This window comes from Coprococcus sp. BIOML-A2 (assembly GCF_009875795.1).
In the GTDB taxonomy this organism is placed as follows: Bacteria; Bacillota; Clostridia; order Lachnospirales; family Lachnospiraceae; genus Coprococcus; species Coprococcus aceti.
The window spans coordinates 31562-52604 of sequence record NZ_WWSI01000009.1 but is presented as its reverse complement, the minus strand read 5'-3'; the positions used below and the strand labels follow the sequence as shown (position 1 = coordinate 52604).

The window sequence follows — 21043 nt, the reverse complement described above, 5'->3', positions numbered from 1 at the left end:
AACGCAGTAACGTCATCTGCCCTGCCCACTCAATATTGAAATCTATTATATAACTATATTTATACCAATCTCTATCTTAATCCCTACTTCAGCTTCTCCTTCAGAACCTCAATACCCTTCTGGTACTGGCTGTCATTCTTGCCCTGGAAATCCTCATAGGTATAATCATCTGGAAGATCCACTTCAATATCAGGCGCAACACCCTTCTTGTGGATATCGTTGTCGTCGTGTGTGAAATACTTCTGTGTCGTGAGCTTGATCGCTGTGCCATCACCAAGTGGTATAACGCTCTGCACGATTCCCTTACCGTAGGTATTCTTTCCTACAACAGTTGCAGCCCCGAATTCCTTGAGTGCCGATGTAAGTATCTCTGACGCACTGGCACTGTACTCATTTGTCAGGACTACCATAGGCATATCGAGGTATTCATCATCTGTCGATTTATACTCGTCCACAACCTTGCCGGTCTTGTCCTTGATGGACACTATGGTTCCCTCTGGGAGCAGATAGTCGCAAATGTTTACGACCGTGGTGAGCATTCCACCCGGATCACTTCTGACATCGATCATCAGTGCCTGCATGCCCTCATTCTTGAGCTCCTCAACTGCCTTCTGGAAAAGCTCGTCTGTGTTGTCTATGAACTGCGTGATCCTCACATATCCAATCTTGTCGTCTATCATAAATGATGATACCGTGCTGTACTCAACGATCTCCCTGGTGATGGTGACATCGTGGTAAGCCTTATCACGCTCCCTGTATATCTTCAGCGTAACATCAGTTCCAGCATCGCCTCTTATGAGTGATACGAGGTAGTCAAGATCATCGTCTGTAGTGATCTCGTGATCATCTATCTGTACAATAATGTCATCAGGCTGTATATCCACCTTCTCAGCCGGTGCACCCTCAAGGATATTTACCGCACGGACATATCCCGTATCCTCATCCTTGCTGACCGTAACTCCGATTCCGGCATACTCACCCGAATCATCCTCCTGCAGCTTGGCATACTCTTCCTTGGTGTAATACTGTGCATACGGATCGTCAAGGGATTCCATTATACCCTTGTATATGCCCTCCCTGATCGTATCATCGTCAATATCATTGTAATAATAATTGTCTATGATACTCTCGATCTTCGCTGTCTTGTCAAGTACGTCCGCATCCAACAAATTGCCATCATAGGTTATCTTGGTGGAACTGCCGGTTTTGCCGCTGAGTGTGCCACTGAACACACCTGATGTACCGCAGCCCGTCAGACCGATCACCGTACTTGCCAGCACCGCTGTCACTACTGTCTTCTTCAACATTTTCCTCATATCATTATCTCCTAACCTTGTATTGCCATCAAATACCTGAATCTCTCCATATCCCCTGCCCGGTCTACTGTCCAAGGAAGTCATGCGGATTGACATACGTTCCGTCTATCGACACGCCAAAATGGCAATGCGGACCTGTCGACACACCCGTACTTCCTGCCTTTGCTATGACCTGACCTTTCACAACCTTGTCGCCAACATTTACACATAGCTGTGAGTTGTGCATATATACCGTACATATTCCGCCGCCGTGGCTGATCATGACCATGTTGCCACCGCCGCCATTGTAGCAGGACATCACGACTGTGCCGGCCTCCGCCGCAACAATATCTGTTCCATAATCACAGCCTATATCAAGTCCCTGATGATATGTACTTGCTCCCGCTGTAGGAGCATCTCGGTAACCAAATTCATCCGTGATAACACCTCCGGTCGATACCGGCCACATGAATTTGCCCTTATATTTGGAGGTGTCGTATACCTTTCCATCTTTCGTATACGCACCCGTACCATTTGCATTTGCCTTGCCCATCTCCTGTCTGGATATCTCCGCGATACGTCTCTCGGCTTCCTCACGGGCCACAGTGAACTTGTTCATCAACGACTTCTGGGCTTCTATATCACCATCATATCTGGTGATCTCTTCCTGCTTCTGATCTATAATGGTCTGCAGTTCAGCCTCGTTACTCTCCAGATCCGTCTTGACCGACTCCACCTGTCTGAGGTCAGATTCAAGCTGCGCCTCATAATTGGCAATATCTGTCTTGGTCTTGATCAGCTTTGCAAGCTGCCTCTGATCGTATTCCGATATCTGGTCTATATACTCTGATTTGTTCAGGAGATCGCTGAATGATATGGATTTGAGCAGGGCATCGACATATTCCGTCTCCCCCTCCTCATACAGATACTGTATTCTCTGCTTCATCGCCTCATACTGCTCATCCTCTGCCTTCTGAGCTTCATCCAGACTTTTCTGAGTTGTGTCTATCTCCGTCTGGAGCTCGTCTGTCTGCTCCTGCAGGCTCGTTATCTGAGTCTGGACGGATGTCATCTTGGCATCCAGATCCGCAACGTCCTGAACGATCTTATTCTGCTGTTCCTCCAGAGAATCCAGAACGTCCTTGGCATTCTTCTCGTTTTCACTGGCATCATCCTTCTGACGCTCAGCCTCTTCCTTCGTCATGGCATATGCCATATTTCCCCCGGTCTGAGACGCAGCCATGCCCCCCATGACTACACATCCCGCAACAAGCAATGCCATCCTTCTGATATTCCCTTTTACATTGACTTTCTTTTTCATAATCTACTACTCCTTGTTATCCCCATCTAACAATTAACTAGTATATCTTATGTCGTCGTGCGTGAGCGCGATGACCTGCGCACGCATCAGCGTGCTTCTTTATATTATATCGCCTGCCGGCTCAATGAGGGCATTCGCATTATGACGTCTTGCGCAAGCGCATCCGTCGCAATGCTCATTATATCATACTCTCAAATGCTTCCTCGTGGTAAGGATACTTCCTACCAGTCCAACACCGATACCAAGCACAAGTCCAACCGGTATCATGGTCTTGAACAGGTCATGCTGGCTCACAAATGCAAACAGCGTTGTGACAACCTTAAATCTTCCGGCAACATATGTCAGTATCTTATCATACATGTAGTACAGAAGAACCAGAGGTATAGCCGAACCGACCGCACCTATGATCACACCCTCTATGATGAACGGCGCCCGTACAAATACATTTGTCGCACCGATCAGCTTCATGATCCCTATCTCTTCCTTTCGCACCGTGATACCTATGGTGATAGTATTGCTTATAAGGAAGATAGATACCAGCATCAGTATCACAACTATTCCTATGGATGCATATCCGACAAGGGATGACAGTGTCGTGATGCTGTCCGCAGTCACGTCAGAGCTCTTGACCTTTCTGACTCCTGAAAGCCCCTGGGCAAATGCCACGAACTCCGGCTGTCTGGCCACATCCTTGAGCGTAACCTCATATGAGGCCGAATTCTTAAGTGGATTGTCCTCGCCAAATGCATTCTTTGCCGCCTGTGGATCATCGTAGTTCTGCTCAACAAATTTATTCCATGCGTCATCCGCCGACACGTAATCCATCGTGTTTACATAATCCAGAGTTCTTATCTGTGATCCGATAAGCTGTATCGTGTCGTCCGACACATCCTCGTCAAAGAACACTGATATTGTAACTGTATTCTCAAGCTCCTGCATACCGGACTGAAAGTTTACAACTACCGCATATATGATTCCAAAGAGGAACAGACATGATATGATGGTTCCAAGTGATGCAAGTGAGAACAGAATATTTCTTCTTATATTTGCAAAGCCCTGTCTGAGGATATAGAAAAATGTACTAATCTTCATCTATATATCCTCCTTCCTTCTCGTCGCTGATAATTACACCCTTCTTCAGGGTGATAACTCTCTTCTTCATCTCATTGACGATATCCTTGTTGTGGGTTACCACGACAACTGTGGTTCCTCTCTTGTTGATATCCTCAAGGAGGTTCATGATATCCAGTGAGTTCTTAGGATCGAGATTTCCTGTAGGCTCATCCGCCAGTATGATGTCAGGATTGTTGACCAGTGCTCTCGCCATGGCAACTCTCTGCTGCTCACCACCTGAGAGCTCTTTTGGATATGATTTGTACTTGTCTGCAAGTCCAACCAGCGTCAGCATGGCCGGAACACGTCTTCTGATGTATCTCGCCGGAGTCTGGATAACTCTCTGTGCAAATGCAACATTCTCGTATATAGTCCTGTCCTTCAGAAGCCTGAAGTTCTGGAATACGACTCCAATCCTTCTTCTGACCTTCGGTATATCTTTTCTCTTTATCTTGCCATAGTCGTATCCGGCAACAGTGATATTGCCCTCCGTAGGATCGAGCTCCTTGAGCAGAAGCCTAAACAGAGTGGTCTTGCCTGATCCACTGCTTCCAACTATAAATACGAACTCGCCCTTTTCTATATTGATGTTCACATTCTTGAGCGCCTGATTGCCCCCAGGGTATGTCATACTCACGTTCTCTAACTCTATCATCTCATGTCTCCTATATTGCCTCTTTACGGCATAAACTGTACATTATCTTACATTTGTCCATAGTCGGATGATTCTGATTCATTTCATCCACGCTTCATTATACTACATATTGATTGTTTTGTTGTGTATAGTTTGTGAATTAAAATTAATACACGATGCGGCAGTCTTCATATATCCATATGTAAGGCTGCCGCTTCTATGCAATCTATATTCCAGATAACTGTCCACCGGACATTTTAATAATCCAGTGACTCCATGTACTTCATGTACTTTACAACCATAAGAGCGATCTTGAATGTGATGGCATCCTCGAATACTCTCAGATCAAGGCCTGTGCTCTTCTGCAACTTATCAAGTCTGTATACCAGAGTATTTCTGTGGATGTACAACTGTCTTGATGTCTCTGATACGTTCAGGCTGTTCTCAAAGAACTTGTTGATAGTTGACAAAGTCTCCTCGTCAAACTCATCAGGGCTCTTGCCGTCAAATATCTCTCTGATGAACATCTTGCACAGAGGAAGTGGAAGCTGGTAAATAAGTCGTCCTATTCCAAGATTGCTGTATGCTATGATATCTGTGTTCTCATAGAATATCTTTCCAACATCCAGAGCCATCTTAGCCTCTTTGTATGAACGTGAAACTTCCTTTATCTCATTGACAATTGTTCCGAATGATACATGTACAGATGACATCGCCTCGGTATTGAGCATGTCAACGATGACCTTGGCAATCTTGTTCATGTCGTCATATGTCTCGTTGGACTTGACTTCCTTGACAAGAATGATGTTCTTCTCGTCCACAGCAGTGATGAAATCCTTTGTCTTGGCTGAGAAGATATTACGTACTGTCTCAAGTGCATTGGTATCCTTCTCATTCTTTGTCTCTATGATAAATACGATTCTTCTCACATCAGTATCTATGTGGAGCTTCTTTGCTCTGTTGTAGATATCAACCAGAAGGAGATTGTCTAAAAGAAGGTTCTTGATAAAGTTGTCCTTGTCAAATCTCTCCTTGTATGCGACCAGAAGGTTCTGGATCTGAAATGCTGCAATCTTGCCGACCATATATGTATCATCGGTCTCGCCCTTTGCCATGAGAATATGCTCTAACTGGTTATCGTCAAACACCTTGAAGAACTGATAACCTCTTACAACCTGGCTCTCTGCTGGTGAATCAACAAATGCACGAACTGAATCCTCGCAGTCATCTATATCCTTAAGTGTTGACGCAAGCACTTTTCCCTCTGTGTCCAACACGCACAGGTCAGTTCTTGTTATACCTTTTAATCCGTCTATTGTATCCTGAAGAATCTGGTTTGATATCATTCTTTTCACTCCTTATACTCATTATACGTTTTATCCCGTAATCCATTACTCTTATTTTAAAGCAAAATTGTAGAAAAAAAAAGAGAAAATGCAGATTTTTTATATGTATTTTCTGCATTTTCTCAATTTTTCAAGAATTAAACTACTGTTTCCAGTTATCTGGAGTGTAATTGTAAGTTCTATGTGTTATCTAAGACTAGTTAACAAGGATCTCCTCTGTCTCCTTATCGAAGATATGAATCTTGCTTAAGTCAAATGCGAACTGAACTGTGTCGCCAGGTCTAGCTGTTGTACGAGCATTTACTCTTGCGGTGATATCGAACTGGTCGATTGTGAAGTATAAGTAAACCTCGGCACCAAGCATCTCGTAGATGTTGATTCTTGCATCGATTACGCTCTCTGGTGATGACTCGATGAAGAGCTGCTCATCATGAATATCCTCTGGACGGATACCAAGAACAACTTCCTTATCGATAGCATCAAGTGCGATAAGTCTCTCAGCCTTGCTGTCTGGAACCTTGATTGAATGTGAACCGAACATAAGGAGAACGTCAGCACCTGACTTAACAACCTTACAATCGATGAAGTTCATAGGTGGCATACCCATGAATCCGGCAACGAACAGGTTACATGGCTTGTCGTAGAGGTTCTGAGGTGTATCTACCTGCTGGATGATACCATCCTTCATAACTACGATTCTTGTACCAAGTGTCATAGCCTCTGTCTGGTCATGTGTTACGTAGATGATAGTTGTCTGGAGTCTCTGATGAAGCTTTGAGATCTCAACACGCATCTGTACACGAAGCTTAGCATCAAGGTTTGAAAGAGGCTCGTCCATAAGGAATACCTTTGGCTCACGGACAATTGCACGTCCCATAGCAACTCGCTGTCTCTGTCCACCTGATAAAGCCTTTGGCTTTCTGTCAAGAAGATGCTCGATATCAAGAATCTTAGCTGCCTCATGTACAGCCTTGTCGATCTTCTCCTTTGGAACCTTTCTTAACTTAAGTCCAAATGCCATGTTATCATATACTGACATATGTGGGTACAGAGCGTAGTTCTGGAATACCATCGCAATATCTCTGTCCTTTGGCTCTACATCGTTTACGAGCTTGTCGCCGATCCATAACTCACCTGAGCTGATATCCTCAAGTCCTGCTATCATTCTAAGAGTTGTTGACTTTCCACATCCTGATGGTCCAACAAAGATGATGAACTCCTTGTCTTCGATCTCAAGGTTGAAGTCCTTAACTGCGTTGAATCCGTTAGGATATACCTTGTAAATGTTCTTAAGTGATAAACTTGCCATTTGAAATTACCTCCGTAGTGTATATAATCTTGTTTTTGTTCACCCTAAAAACTATTGTTATTCTACATCATTGGCATTTTTCATTCTATGTGATTATTGCTCAAAAAAATTTTTGAACTTTTGTCTAAATTGTATACGTGCACAAATTTTGCAACATTTTGACGGTTTTCGAACCGTTTTCCCTTGGTTTAAACTTCCTTTTTTGTGAAACCTTCACCATACTCATTTATGTCAATAGGGTTTTTCGTCACGTTTTCGGTATATTTTATTACTTTTGCCTATTGTTTTTACTCATATATATACTTGACAAACCAGAAAAATGTAGAACAGCCGGCAAAATCTGTAACATTTTGTACTACAGTAAAAAAACTCTGCTGATATCGGTGTTTTCTATTCCGATATCAGCAGAGTTTTCTATATATTTTCTACATATTCTTCTATATCTAGTTGTTGGCTGCGTTGTCCACACCTATTACTACGACAATGTCTGCACCTGAAATGTCGACATCTGAAGCAACAGATGAGTCAATATCTGATCTGTCAGCCGTTGCCGCTCCACCCAGAAGGCTTACAAGTCCGCTCACATCATATGAATCTGATGTGTAGATAACTGTTGTTGACTGATCTCCGTTGTCATATGTTCCTATATCTACTGATGTGTATCCATCCGCTGTGAGTGTTGTCTGCCATGTAGCTGCCACACCTGACACGCCTGATGCGTTGAGCACTACTACTTTTGCATTCTTGCCATTTCCTGCATTTGCATCCTCTGTTGAAGCGTCCTGTGAGCTGTCATCCGCTGATGTGTCTGAGCTGTCTGCAGCATCGCCTGAACCTCCAAATGTAGGATCTGACGGATCTGACTCCTCAGTCACGATGCTTGTCTTATTGCCCGTGTCCGATGCGTCTGATTTCTTGCTCTTGCTGACGGTTCGTGCAAGCAGTACGAGCATGACAACTATAGCCACTGCAAGTATGATAACCGCTGCTCTGAGCATTGTATCTAAGAATAATTTCATTACTTTCTTACCCATTATATAGCCTCCATCTCAATATAAATGTATATTCTCATTTGTTAACAAAAACAACTAGAGTATACCAAAGTGCTTTTTTATTTTCAACATTTAATTCGCATGATATACTAGAATTAAATTTTTGTTCACAAATAGCGGAGGTACAGATTTGAAAACAGCGATAATAATTGGCGCCTCGACAGGCATCGGAAGGGCGACAGCACTGGCGCTTTCAGGCAAATATAACAGCATATCTATCACTTCATTCAAACACAAAGAAGAGCTTCTCTCTCTGAGAGACGAACTTATGGCAAAAGGCTGCATCTGTTACTGTGAGACCGGAGACGCCGGGGATATGGAATTTATGGAGAAGTTTATACAAAATACCATAGATCATCTCGGCAGCGACATCGATCTCCTCATCAACAATGCCGGCATATCTTATGTGGGGCTTATAAACGATATGACCGCACAGGATTTTGACAGAACCATGAAGTCAAATGTGTACTCGGTTTTCAATAGCTGCCGACTCGTGGTTCCTCACATGATCCAGCACCACAAAGGACACATAATCAATATCTCATCCGTGTGGGGAAATGTCGGTGCGTCGTGTGAGGTCGCATATTCAGCCTCCAAGGGTGCTGTAAATTCCTTCTCAAAGGCTCTTGGAAAAGAGCTTGCTCCAAGCGGTATAACTGTCAACGCCATAGCATTTGGCGCAATTGACACCTCCATGAACGGTCATCTGTCACCGGAGGAACGCCAGATGCTGGAGGATGAAATACCTGCAGGAAGAATGGCCATACCTTCTGAAGCGGCAGATTTCATTGTGCACATTGCCGAGTGTGGAGAATACCTGAATGGTCAGGTGATCACATTTGATGGCGCATGGCAATAGGTGCTTTTCATCAAATTTTACAACAGTATAGGCAATTTCGTCCAAATTTCTATTGCTTAATTGTATATATTGCATTAGAATATTTTATATATGTTATAGAATCGGGGTTATAAAATGGGATTTGGATTTGGGAAAAAGAAGAAAAATATTTCATCGGACACAACTCCCGCCGCCGCAGATATCAAGACTACTCTTGACGAGGACGGCAATGTGGAGATTGTTTCCAAAAACTTCAAGATGAAGCCGACACAAAAGTTGGCGGAGCAACCATCCAGTGAAGGGGACACTTGGATCTGCTGGGGATGCGGACAGCCTACGGATCAGGATATCTGTCCTGTCTGCGGTAAGAAACGTACAAAGTAACAACACACACACACAAGGGGCTGTGAAAAAACTCGATTGAGTTTTTTCGCAGCCCTTTTTTACTTTATTGCAATGCAGTCACTGCGCATCGCTTACATTTATTTTTTCTACACTCTGCTAAAATGTGATTCCAAGAGCATTTATTATGAGTCCCCACGCAAGTCCTGCAGCATACAGCACCACTGCTATCCTTATATTCTCCACAGGTCTATGCCTGTTCATCCTAAAGAGCACCACAAGTCCTACTCCTGCACTCACCAGAAGTCCTGACATCATAGCACCCTCGCTGAGTATTCCCTGAAGATACAGCTCGGTTATTATGACTGATGCCGCACAGTTAGGAATAAGACCCACCAACGCTGCTGCCGCCTCTCCAAGCACAGGCACATCATTGAATATGCGGGCTATGGATTCCTCTCCTACAGCCTCTATGATCACATTTATCACAAGTGAGAATATAAATATAAATATCGCAATCTTTGCAGTGTGCACCAGAGCAGATCTGAATATTCCACCCTCGCAGTCGCAGTGTTCCTGTTCGCACACCTCATGGATATTCTTCTCTCCCAAATGTCCGTGGTCGTGACTGTGCTCATGGACATAGTCATGCACATGTCCCTTTCCTTTCTTCTCAGCAGCATCCTTATACACTATATTCTGTGTATGTATGGAGCTTTCTGCCACTTTTGCAGTGTCACTGTGCACATGTCCGCCATGGTGTTCGTGTTCATCATGTCCGCCATGTCTGTGGACTGGATCTATCTTCTTTACCTGGACCGGCTTTCTCAGTCTGTCCAGCACAAATCCTACTATATAGCCTGTTATTACGGCTATGACCGCCTTTGTCGCAAGGATCTTCACTATTGTCCCCGCGCTTATCGCGTCATTTGACAGCATGATCGGCAGCATCTCGTCCGAGGTTGACATGAACACGGCTATGAGCACGCCCGCCCCTATCACGCCTCCGCTGTACAGGTTGGATGCCATAAGTGAAAATCCGCACTGTGGCACTATTCCCAGCACTCCGCCAATCAATGGCCCAAGCTTCTCTGCCTTTCCAAGCACATGTGCCTGTCGGCCTGCAGTTTTTCTCTCAAGCCACTCCATGACCACATAGGTGATGAGCAGAAACGGGATGAGCTTCACCGTATCAAACAGTGCATCCTTAAATGAATCTATAAGCAATTCCTTCATATTATAAAACACTCCTTCTCAGATCAGCACTCGTAGATATTGTACCCACAATTGTCCTGACTGAATCCAAAATACTCCTCGTTGGTCATATCCATGAAATAGCTGCATATCACCCTGCATATTCCGTTATGGCAGACAAACAGTACCGACGAATCCGGATAGGTCTCGCGGGTTTCAATTATAAGATCGTACGTTCTCCTGGCAATATCCATCATGGATTCTCCACCAGGATATCTGTATGCGAACATTCTTTTATTGTTCAGGAAATCCCTGTCGTCCCTCTGGACACCCTCATACACACCGTAATCCTGTTCTATAAGCCTTTCATCCGTAAGTACCGGCAAATGCTTTCTCTCCGCCACCGCTCGTGCTGTCTCCTGTGCTCTGGAGAGCGGCGATGCTATTATCACGTCAATAGAGCAGCTATCCAATCTCTCTGCAAGGAGCTGTGCCTGCTGAAGTCCTTTATCTGTAAGAGGGGAATCTGTCCTGCCACAGACCTTATTAAGTCTGTTCCATTCCGTCTCTCCGTGTCTTGCAACATATAACTTCATATGTTTTCTCCTTCCAGTCATATTGAATATCTGCTCTTTCTCCCAACTGTGTATTAACTACAAAAATCTCATGTCTTTATAATATTAAGCATTTTTGCAAATTAATCAACTGTTTTCGGCTATTAAAGCGTCTGTAATTATCTTCTATATGCTCATGCTGTCTGAGCTCGAACTATTGTCTTTGTTCTGTGAACTGCCATTTGCGCTGTCATTCTGCCCATTATCTGAATCACCATCCGGTCTCTGCATATTTCCATCATCTGAATTGCCACCTGGTCTCTGCATATTTCCATCATCTGAGTTGCCGCCTGGTCTCTGCATATTTCCATCGTCTGAATTACCACCTGGTCTCTGCATATTTCCATCATCTGAGTTGCCGCCCGGTCTCTGTATTCCGCCATTATCTAAATTGCCGCCCGGTCTCTGCATTCCGCCTGAGCCCTCGCTGTATGTAATATCGTCCAGTGTAAATGTACTGTTCTGGTCACCGACAGTCAAAGTTTAGTTATCCCCCTGTTTCATGTCTGATGTGCTGATAACAACCGAGTTAAATTTCTTATCCACCTTATAGCTGAACACCTCCTTGCCATCTGAATCAGTAAGTGTGATCGTTTCGCCGGCGTCAACCCACTCATCAAAGTTAACAAGAGCCGAGCACTGTGTGGACTCATCTCCAAATCCCTGAGCCATACCGGAACCACCCACAGCCACGATCTCACCGCCTGTTATCGCCGCACAGATTCCGTAGTCCATCGCGCCATTGCCATTGTCCGACGGGCCGAGTACATATACGCTGCCTCCTGTAATTCCAATGCAGCCATTGGAATCTATTCCATCACCGTTGGCATTTATATTTATCCTTCCTCCTGTTATAAGAATATATGCATCATTGTCGGCATCCATGTCCACTCCGCCCATACCTGGGCCGTCTCCAAAACCATCATGGTTGTCTCCCGAGCCTGAGCTGCCTCCAGCTGCATTGAAGCCGTCATCACTGGATATCACATCTATATCACCGCCAGTCACAAGGATCTTATACCCCTCTACCCCCTCACAACTCTTAGATACATCTATATCTCCACCAGTTATTATCAGAAGTCCCTCCGCATGGAGCGCGTCATCCCCAACCGATATGTTGATGTCTCCGCCTTCTATATATACATATCCATCCTGCTGGTCGTCATTTCCCGCATGTATACCATCCTCATCACAACTCAGGTTAAATGTTCCATCCGCAATTCTCACGCTATCCTTGCCGTTCAGGCAGTGATCCTGACTGTATATGGTATAAGTGCCGCCTGTAACCACCAGGTCATCCTTGGACACGATTCCATGTCCCGTGTTATCCTTGACCGTCAGGCTTCCAGTGCCATTAAGTGTGAGATCACATTTGGCAAATATCACAGCGTCCACATTATTGTCATCCGTCTGGACGTAGTCTCCGGATACCGTAAGACTGTTCCCTGCCCCTTCCGCCAACGTAACAAATACCTTGTCAGCGTTCTTTGCATATATAGCCGCATAGTCCGCAGCCGTGATCGATACTCCGTCAAGTACAAGTTGAACCTTATCGTCATCGCCCGCATCCACCACGATGGTGCCGTCTGTGAATGTCCCTGACAGAACGTATACACCGGCCGCTTTGATCGTCACCACTCCATCCTCGATCTGAACATTTGAACTATTACATGCGGCTGTCTTTCCCGATAATGTTATCTTTACAGCCTCGCTCTCATCATAGTTTCCCGCCAGATCCCGCTTCGTGAACATATCTGTTATATCTATAGCCGCATCGCTCATGGCTTCATCTATAGCCGCCTGCATTTCCTCCACAGTCATCTCTGTCTTTACACTGGTATTCTCTGCATCCGCACTGCCATTTGGGCATTCTTTATCAGCGTCCGTCTCTGTGCTCACATCACTTGTCACCTCAGTATCAGAAGTCGAGCTTGTGCTCTGGCTGGTTGAACATCCGGCAAGCATTGCCATGCACATGGCCGCTGTCAACCCTATAGCCAGACATTTGCGGATTTCCGCTCTATGTCTCATATATTTATTCTTCCTCATACGATCATCTCCTTACTAAGTATCTGCCTTATCAACTGACTTCTACAATGTCATGTCCCCCGAATCCACCTGTGCCAGCATGATCTCAAGGTTGCCATTTCTCACTCTGAGCTTATCTATCATATCCTTCTGATTTGTGTGCTTCTTAAGCTTCACCACATATGTAAGCTTGAACAGGCTTCCCATGTTGGTCGTCTTCACATTTATCAGTCTGTAACTGTCTGTACAGTCGGCAAGTATCTCATCAAATGCCTCTGTATAGTCGAGATTTTCAGGCACGGTGATCTTCAGGGCTCTCTCTTCATCCCTTCCGCCGCCAAATCCAGTAAGGCTGCAAATGAACATCGCTCCGCCTAGTATGGCGGCAAATAATACTGCATATCCTATAAATCCCATTCCGGTCACAAGTCCAGCTCCCATCGCAAGGAATATGGCGCATATCTCCTTTGCCGAACCTGGAACCGATCTGAACCTTACAAGGCTGAATGCACCTGCCACAGCAACACCCGCGCCAACATTGCCATTTACCATCATGATCACCACGCACACAACCGCAGGTATAAGTGCCAATGTCACCAAAAAGCTCTGTGTATATTTACTCCTAAACGCGTACACCCCTGCAAGGAATACGCCTATCACAAGAGATACCGCTATGCAGATCAGAAACTCCTGCACCGTTATCGTTGTCGCCGTTCCAAATATACTGTCAAATAATCCTGTCATCTTCTATCTCCTCCTGTCTATGTTTGCCACTTTATCATTTAAATAATTCGTCTTTTTTAGTTTCTGGCTTTAAATGTATATGATCCACTTATGTCAGCCTACCATCTGTTTATACGCCTCTCCATACTTTGAAAATGACGTCTTGTATGCTCCATACTTTGTGAGCAGATGTGACAGCCACAGCGGGAACCCGCCTGACATCTTGATCTCCATCAACACCTTATATTCTGGTATGACCTTGTGCCCATATGGTTCTTTCTGAAGTGTCAGATCGTCATTCTGCCACAGTATATTGTAATCAAACGTGATCCTGAGCTCCGGATCATCTATTCCTTTGTAGTAATCTCTCTCATACGAGAGAACCACCGCAGGCTCCAGATCCTTGTACACCTGCATGAAGTAATCTATCTCCCTTCCTATCTGACAATCCTCGTGCAGCGGCTGACCGCCCACCAGATAATCCATGGCCTCCTGTTCAGGCACCTCCAGCCTCCTTTTGTACACAACAGATTTGTATTTCTTCTTGAGCTCGATAAAAACCTCTGAATCGTCATTCGGGACTCCATAGCTTCTGAGCCTGAGCTTCTCTTTGTAAACCGGCTTTTCTATGGAGTCTCTGATGAGCCTGTGGGAAGGAGTGTCAAAATATATGTTAATGATCTGGCTATGCGCAAACCTGTCCGGCTGCATATACCTTATCATTTCGCTCATTATCTGCTCGTACTGTTCTCTATCTAACATGTACTTAAGTTCATATCTTTTAAACGTGTTGTCTGCCATAAGCATCATCCTTTCTTGTCTTATCTCCTCTTGATGATGCTATAATAGCCTGTAAAACTTAAACGAACTTTAAATATAAAAAATTGTCTTCGGTGACTCCTGTTGGTGTGTATTCTCTACGTTGTATATCCAATCGGTAGTGCCGGCGACCGATTGGATATACAACATAGAGATTACACCAACAGGAGTCACCGAAGACAACTGCAACGCAAAAACGCCCATCTGCGGATCACTCCACAGATGGACGTCTATAGTCTTATATTATAATCTTATGTCTAGTTGATTTGAAGATGTGGCTCTCGTCAAATGCTTATGATTAGCAAACACCCTGAGCAAGCATAGCGTCAACAACCTTCTCGAAGCCGGCGATGTTAGCACCTGCAACATAGTCTGCGTTTCCGCCAACTGTCATGTCGTATCTCTTTGCTGCATCTGAGATGTTAGCGTAGATTGTCTCCATGATTCCCTTGAGCTTGCCATCAACTTCCTCGAATGTCCATGAAAGTCTCTCGCTGTTCTGGCTCATCTCAAGAGCTGATGTAGCAACACCACCTGCATTTGCAGCCTTACCACCAACGAAGAGAACACCATTCTCCTGAAGGTACTTAGTAGCCTCAAGAGTTGTAGGCATGTTAGCGCCCTCTGTTACTGAGATAACGCCGTTTGCAACAAGCATCTTAGCATCGTCAAGGTTAAGCTCGTTCTGTGTAGCACATGGAAGAGCAAGGTCACACTTGATTGACCATACGCCGTGATCATTTGCATCCTTCTTTACATGGTACTCAGCTGATGGTCTAGCAGCAGCATAAGCATCAAGACGTGCTCTCTTAACTTCCTTAACTTCCTTAAGAAGTGCAACATCGATTCCTTCTGGATCGTAGATCCAACCTGTAGAATCTGAACATGTAACACACTTAGCACCTAACTGATGTGCCTTCTGGATTGCGTAGATTGCAACATTACCAGCACCTGATACTGCACAAGTCTTGCCTGCGATATCAATGTCATGATCCTTTAACAGTGCGTTTGTAAGGTAAAGCAGTCCGTAACCAGTAGCCTCTGTACGAGCAAGTGATCCACCATATGTAAGTCCCTTACCTGTGAGAACTCCCTCGTATGATCCACGGATTCTCTTGAACTGACCGAACATGAAACCGATCTCTCTAGCGCCTGTTCCGATATCTCCAGCTGGAACATCGACATCAGCACCTATATACTTGCAAAGCTCTGTCATGAAGCTCTGGCAGAATGCCATGATCTCTCTGTCTGACTTACCCTTAGGGTCGAAGTCTGAACCACCCTTACCACCACCGATTGGAAGTGTTGTAAGTGAGTTCTTGAAAACCTGCTCGAAACCAAGGAACTTAATGATACCAAGGTTTACTGATGGGTGAAGTCTGAGACCTCCCTTGTATGGTCCAATGGCATTGTTGAACTGTACACGGAAACCTCTGTTGACCTGTACCTGTCCGTTGTCATCTACCCATGGTACTCTGAACATGAGCTGTCTATCTGGCTCTGTGATTCTCTCGAGGATAGCATTCTTTCTGTAAAGCTCCTCATTTGCCTCGATACAAGGTCTGAGTGAATCAAGAACCTCTGTTACTGCCTGTAAGAACTCAGGCTGATCTGCATTCTTCTTCTGTACTATCTCGAGTACTTCATCAACATATGACATAGTAAAAATCCTCCTAAACTGATTATATATCGTGACCTGTTAATTATTTCCTGACCACGCTCCCTATTATAGTATAGGAAATTAAGATTGTAAAGAAAAAACTTGTGAAATCTAAGTATTTTTTTGTTTTTGCTTAATTTTCCCCTGTTTTTATCAATTAAGCTTATTATTTATAAACATTCTTCTTGTTTTGGGGTATTTCCCGCTGAGTTAAACGTCTAAAGTCTTTTCGACACAGTTTTCACTTTTTACTTCTTCTCCTCATCGTGGTGAAGATCATTCTTCCAGTATCTGCATCTGTGCTTTACATTTGTGGAGAATACGATCTGAGTCTTTGTCTTGCCAAATCTCTGAAGTTCACCAACAAAATGATCGAGATCTGCTGTTGTCTTGAAACGTACCTCAATGAGCATTGAGTAATCTCCTGTCACACAGTTGCACTCCACAACATTTAACACGCTGTCTATATATGGATAGAACTCAGCCTTCTGCTCAGGTGAAACCTCCAGATTGATAAATGCCTTGATATAATGACCCATAGCCTCCGGGTTGAGCTTGGTCGTAAATCCCTCAAGCACGCCCTCGGCAAGCATCCTGTCTATTCTTGTTCCAACTGCTGTAGGTGACATGGACACCTCAGCGCCTATATCCTTGAGTGATACACGTGCATTGTCCTGAAGCATGGCAAGTATCTTCTCATCCACCTCATCCAGTCTGTAGTATATCAGTTCTTTCTTTTCCATAAGATGTCTTCTCCTTCTCACTTTCTAAGGCAATTACAATATTATCCTACATAACCGCAATTGTCCTTTTCCCTATTCAAGCACCTTATCTCGTGGTGCGACTTGTGTTTCACAATCATATTAGCATATTTACTTAAGATTATAAATGTGTAGTGTCATTATATACCCTGCTCTGCGCAAATTACAACCTGATTTTTATGTATATTTACCGTTATACCCAACCTGGATTTTTACCCATAAGTTTTCGTCATTTTACGATATAATTATCCTCAAGCCAATGCGCCACCCCATCCTCATCATTTGATGATATAACCGATGTGGCATACCTTTTTAGCTGTTCATCAGCATTTTGCACTGCGTAGCTTTCGTCAGCAAGTTCAAACATATCTATATCATTCCTGCCATCTCCAAAGGCAACCACCCTGTCGCATTCCAGAAGTTCCTGCAACTGTTTTATTGCATTTGCCTTAGATGCTGCAAACGGCATGATCTCCAGCCATTGTTCATCTGTATAAATGTCTTTCTGATATACACAGTGAAATTTATCCTTATACTTATCGTACAACGGTTTTAATTTTTCCGGACTGTCAATGCAGGTTATGTAGAAAATATCTCCCACTTTCAAGTTCTCTGCTGACTTTACGATATTTGTCCTGACATCCCCCTGCCTGCTGAGCAGGAATTTCTTCATACCATCTGTGCACAGCTCCGGAACATACGAAAATTTCTCCTTGCCATCTATCCGCGCATACACTATCGGAAATATCTGATTACCGAACAGATCGTCAAGCACTGATCCTACCGATTCATCAAAGTAATTTGCAGCAAGGACTTCACCGGTAACATTGTCTACGATAAACGCCCCATTGTATACGATCAGTGGAATTTCTGCCCGCAGTCCGCTTGTCACCTTCTTAGCTGTGATAAGGGAGCGCGCCGTGGCATAAGAGAATATCATTCCTCTATCTGTCAGATTATTGATTACACTGTTTGTATACTCGGATGTGGTCTCATCGCTGCGAAGAAGCGTACCGTCCAGATCTGATACATATAAAGTTTTCATGTTGTCACCCACCTATCACAATTTTTCTGCAATACATACTATATTTCTACAACTCACACATTTTCATACAACGTGCATTATTTCTTATAATGCTTTCGTTTTCCCACAATTCACTCGATTTCCTACTACCCACTAGATTTTCAATTTTCTACTACATACTAGTTTCCATAACACTCTATCTTCTGTACAGGATTTCCACATCGCCGTCCACGAATCCAGCGGCAACAGCCTCGTACTTCTTAAGTTTCTCAGCATATTTTCCTTCTGTGAGATACTTTCTGATCATCTCACAGGAAATATCAAGTATCTTCTCCCAGCCTACACCCTGCTGCCATTCGTACAGATCTTCCCCTGTCGTGAACTCCTCGTAACAATTCCAGTCCTCGTCCTCCTCGTCAAAATAAGTTGAACTTATCAACTGGATCGACCAATGCAAGTCCACCTCTTCATATATATTGAAGTTGATCGCCACCCCCGGCAGCGGCATATTCTCATCTAAAATTCTGTCTAACCATTTTGCAAATTCATCATACATAACTAATCCCCCGTATATAAAACAAAGCTGATGTGAAGTATTCTCTATACACATCAGCCTCGTTTTATGACTCTATATAATTATTACTTGTTGTTCTTGATGTACTCATCAATTCCCTTTGCACCAGCTCTACCAGCTTCCATTGCAAGGATAACTGTTGCAGCACCTGTTACGGCATCGCCACCGGCATATACGCCTTCCTTGGTTGTCTGTCCGTTTGCCTCTTCTGCAACGATACACTTCCACTTGTTTGTCTCAAGTCCCTCTGTTGTAGATGAGATAAGTGGGTTTGGTGAAGTTCCAAGTGACATGATTACTGTGTCAACGTCCATTGTGAACTCTGAATCTGGAATCACAACAGGTCTTCTTCTGCCTGATGCGTCTGGCTCACAGAGCTCCATCTTCACACACTTCATACCGCATACCCAGCCGTTCTCATCCTCAAGGATCTCTGTTGGGTTTGTGAGGAGATCAAATATGATTCCCTCTTCCTTAGCATGATGAACCTCCTCAACTCTGGCTGGGAGCTCCTCCTCTGAACGTCTGTATACGATATGCGTCTCAGCACCAAGTCTGAGTGCTGTTCTTGCTGCATCCATAGCAACATTTCCACCACCGACAACGGCAACCTTCTTACCTCTCATGATAGGTGTATTTGAATTCTCGTCAAATGCCTTCATGAGGTTGCTTCTTGTGAGGTACTCATTTGCTGAGAATACGCCGTTGGCATTCTCGCCTGGGATACCCATGAACTTAGGAAGTCCTGCACCTGATCCGATGAACACTGCGTCAAATCCCTCATCCTCAAGGAGTGAGTCGATTGTGACTGACTTTCCTACTACTACATTTGTCTCTATCTTAACACCAAGTGACTTGATGTTCTCGATCTCCTTGGCAACTACCTTCTCCTTTGGAAGACGGAACTCTGGAATTCCGTATACGAGAACTCCGCCCGGCTGATGAAGTGCCTCGAATATAGTTACATCGTAACCCATCTTTGCAAGATCTCCGGCTGCTGTCACACCTGAAGGGCCTGATCCGATGACTGCCACCTTGTGACCATTCATCTCCTTTGCAGGCTCTGGCTTGATTCCGTTCTCACGGGCCCAGTCAGCAACAAATCTCTCAAGCTTACCGATGGATATCGCCTCGCCCTTGATTCCTCTGATACACTTCTGCTCACACTGTGTCTCCTGTGGACATACACGGCCACATACAGCAGGAAGTGCTGATGACTCGCTGATGATCTTGAATGCCTCAGCGAAGTTGCCTTCCTTGACCTGAGCTATAAATCCAGGGATATTGATAGATACAGGACAGCCATTCATACATGGGGCGTTCTTACATCCTATACATCTTGAAGCCTCAGCCATAGCCTCCTCTTCATTATATCCGTAACAAACCTCTTCAAAATTCTTTGCACGTACCTGTGGCTCCTGCTCGCGAACCGGCACTCTCTTCCAAACATCTACTTCTATAGCCATTACTTGTCACCTCCACAGTTTCCACATCCGCCATGATGTGTATCGCCCTCTTTTGCTGCAAGGAATGCTCTGCCCTCTGCAGTCTTGTAGAGCTGCTGACGCTGCATAGCCTCCTCAAAGTTCACCTTGTGACCGTCGAACTCTGGTCCGTCTACACACGCGAACTTAACCTCTCCTCCTACTGTCACACGGCAGGCACCACACATACCTGTTCCGTCTACCATGATAGGGTTAAGGCTGACAACTGTAGGGATCTCAAGCTCCTTTGTGAGCTTACATACGAACTTCATCATGATCATAGGTCCGATGGCAACACACACATCATACTTGTTGCCAGCGTCTACAAGTTTCTGTATCTCATTTGTAACGACACCCTTGCTTCCATATGAACCGTCATCTGTTGTGATATACAGGTTGCCGGCTACCTTCTTCATCTTGTCCTCAAGAATGATGAGTGACTTGTTTCTTCCTCCGATGATGACATCAGCATCGATGCCCTGCTCATGGAGCCACTTTACCTGTGGGTATACAGGTGCTGTTCCAACACCACCTGCAACGAAGAGGATCTTCTTTTTCTTGAGTTCTTCTATATCCTCCTTGCAGAACTCTGATGGACATCCAAGTGGTCCAACGAAATCCGCAAATGAATCTCCAACCTTCTTATTCTTCATCATCTCTGTAGCAGCTCCAACTACCTGGAATACTATAGTGATGGTTCCGTCCTCTCTTGAGTAATCGCAGATAGTGAGAGGGATTCTCTCTCCATCCTCAGAACCTCTGACAATTACAAACTGTCCCGGAAGACATTTATTTGCAACTCGTGGTGCAACCACGTCCATGAGGTATATGGTCTCTGTCAACTGTTCAACCTTAGTAATCTTATACACTCTGTGCTCCGTCCTTTCCGACAGCCAAATTCTGACTGTTATG

At 44.5% G+C, this 21043-nt stretch carries 21 protein-coding genes; 2 read left to right on the top strand and 19 right to left on the bottom strand.

Going from position 1 to position 21043, the window contains the following annotated elements; translation table 11 throughout:
- Positions 1-83: 83 nt before the first annotated feature.
- The 7 genes from GT575_RS14090 to GT575_RS14060 all read right to left on the bottom strand — a co-directional run bounded on the left by GT575_RS14090 (position 84) and on the right by GT575_RS14060 (position 8052).
- Positions 84-1316 carry a S41 family peptidase gene (locus tag GT575_RS14090; RefSeq protein ID WP_055147201.1) on the bottom strand — a complete coding sequence of 411 codons (1233 nt, stop codon included), beginning with the start codon at positions 1314-1316 and terminating at the stop codon, positions 84-86.
- A 64-nt stretch (positions 1317-1380) separates the two neighbouring features.
- Positions 1381-2616: a murein hydrolase activator EnvC family protein gene (locus tag GT575_RS14085; RefSeq protein ID WP_161172255.1), complete on the bottom strand. Its 1236-nt coding sequence runs from the start codon at positions 2614-2616 to the stop codon at positions 1381-1383.
- Positions 2617-2799: 183 nt separating this feature from the next.
- Positions 2800-3708 (bottom strand): permease-like cell division protein FtsX, encoded by a 909-nt coding sequence (gene ftsX / locus GT575_RS14080; protein ID WP_015533994.1) that lies wholly within the window; start codon positions 3706-3708, stop codon positions 2800-2802.
- Positions 3698-4384 carry a cell division ATP-binding protein FtsE gene (gene ftsE / locus GT575_RS14075; protein WP_022216898.1) on the bottom strand — a complete coding sequence of 229 codons (687 nt, stop codon included), beginning with the start codon at positions 4382-4384 and terminating at the stop codon, positions 3698-3700. Before ftsE ends, ftsX begins: the two co-directional genes overlap by 11 nt.
- A gap of 236 nt (positions 4385-4620) precedes the next feature.
- Positions 4621-5709, bottom strand: a complete 1089-nt coding sequence (locus GT575_RS14070) for a PucR family transcriptional regulator (protein WP_055224350.1) — start codon at positions 5707-5709, stop codon at positions 4621-4623.
- Between the two features lie 196 nt (positions 5710-5905).
- Positions 5906-7018 (bottom strand): ABC transporter ATP-binding protein, encoded by a 1113-nt coding sequence (locus GT575_RS14065; RefSeq protein ID WP_004851294.1) that lies wholly within the window; start codon positions 7016-7018, stop codon positions 5906-5908.
- Positions 7019-7461: 443 nt separating this feature from the next.
- Positions 7462-8052 carry a LytR C-terminal domain-containing protein gene (locus GT575_RS14060; RefSeq protein WP_055147189.1) on the bottom strand — a complete coding sequence of 197 codons (591 nt, stop codon included), beginning with the start codon at positions 8050-8052 and terminating at the stop codon, positions 7462-7464.
- A 148-nt stretch (positions 8053-8200) separates the two neighbouring features.
- Here GT575_RS14060 and GT575_RS14055 point away from each other — a divergent pair, with 148 nt between their 5' ends.
- Positions 8201-8929, top strand: coding sequence for an SDR family NAD(P)-dependent oxidoreductase (locus GT575_RS14055; protein WP_055147186.1), 729 nt, complete (start codon positions 8201-8203; stop codon positions 8927-8929).
- A gap of 114 nt (positions 8930-9043) precedes the next feature.
- A complete protein-coding gene (locus tag GT575_RS14050) occupies positions 9044-9292 on the top strand; it encodes a hypothetical protein (RefSeq protein WP_015533997.1) in 249 nt (82 codons plus the stop codon).
- A 117-nt stretch (positions 9293-9409) separates the two neighbouring features.
- Here the strand turns inward: GT575_RS14050 and GT575_RS14045 are convergent, their stop codons facing one another.
- From GT575_RS14045 to GT575_RS13995, 12 genes are all read right to left on the bottom strand, one after another.
- Positions 9410-10486 carry a putative manganese transporter gene (locus tag GT575_RS14045; RefSeq protein ID WP_161172254.1) on the bottom strand — a complete coding sequence of 359 codons (1077 nt, stop codon included), beginning with the start codon at positions 10484-10486 and terminating at the stop codon, positions 9410-9412.
- Positions 10487-10509: 23 nt separating this feature from the next.
- Complete coding sequence (locus GT575_RS14040; RefSeq protein ID WP_022216900.1) at positions 10510-11040, bottom strand: histidine phosphatase family protein; 531 nt, start codon at positions 11038-11040, stop codon at positions 10510-10512.
- Positions 11041-11184: 144 nt separating this feature from the next.
- Positions 11185-11538: a hypothetical protein gene (locus GT575_RS15255; protein WP_243147912.1), complete on the bottom strand. Its 354-nt coding sequence runs from the start codon at positions 11536-11538 to the stop codon at positions 11185-11187.
- A gap of 3 nt (positions 11539-11541) precedes the next feature.
- The gene (locus GT575_RS14035) at positions 11542-13107 is read right to left on the bottom strand and encodes a carbohydrate-binding domain-containing protein (RefSeq protein ID WP_243147911.1); all 1566 of its coding nucleotides are present in this window, start codon (positions 13105-13107) and stop codon (positions 11542-11544) included.
- Between the two features lie 42 nt (positions 13108-13149).
- On the bottom strand, positions 13150-13830 hold the full coding sequence (locus GT575_RS14030) for a DUF4956 domain-containing protein (RefSeq protein WP_055224592.1): 681 nt from the start codon (positions 13828-13830) through the stop codon (positions 13150-13152).
- A gap of 93 nt (positions 13831-13923) precedes the next feature.
- Positions 13924-14610 carry a polyphosphate polymerase domain-containing protein gene (locus GT575_RS14025; RefSeq protein ID WP_161172253.1) on the bottom strand — a complete coding sequence of 229 codons (687 nt, stop codon included), beginning with the start codon at positions 14608-14610 and terminating at the stop codon, positions 13924-13926.
- Positions 14611-14926: 316 nt separating this feature from the next.
- On the bottom strand, positions 14927-16288 hold the full coding sequence (gene gdhA, locus GT575_RS14020; RefSeq protein ID WP_022216903.1) for an NADP-specific glutamate dehydrogenase: 1362 nt from the start codon (positions 16286-16288) through the stop codon (positions 14927-14929).
- Positions 16289-16536: 248 nt separating this feature from the next.
- Positions 16537-17031 (bottom strand): Lrp/AsnC family transcriptional regulator, encoded by a 495-nt coding sequence (locus tag GT575_RS14015; protein ID WP_015534003.1) that lies wholly within the window; start codon positions 17029-17031, stop codon positions 16537-16539.
- A 247-nt stretch (positions 17032-17278) separates the two neighbouring features.
- Positions 17279-18094 (bottom strand): Cof-type HAD-IIB family hydrolase, encoded by an 816-nt coding sequence (locus GT575_RS14010; RefSeq protein ID WP_055147172.1) that lies wholly within the window; start codon positions 18092-18094, stop codon positions 17279-17281.
- Between the two features lie 175 nt (positions 18095-18269).
- Positions 18270-18629, bottom strand: coding sequence for a hypothetical protein (locus tag GT575_RS14005; RefSeq protein WP_004851321.1), 360 nt, complete (start codon positions 18627-18629; stop codon positions 18270-18272).
- 83 nt (positions 18630-18712) lie between these two features.
- Entirely contained in the window at positions 18713-20113 is a 1401-nt protein-coding gene (gltA, locus tag GT575_RS14000) for an NADPH-dependent glutamate synthase (RefSeq protein WP_161172252.1), read from the bottom strand.
- Positions 20113-21000 (bottom strand): sulfide/dihydroorotate dehydrogenase-like FAD/NAD-binding protein, encoded by an 888-nt coding sequence (locus tag GT575_RS13995; RefSeq protein ID WP_117551339.1) that lies wholly within the window; start codon positions 20998-21000, stop codon positions 20113-20115. Before GT575_RS13995 ends, gltA begins: the two co-directional genes overlap by 1 nt.
- Between the last annotated feature and the right edge of the window lie 43 nt (positions 21001-21043).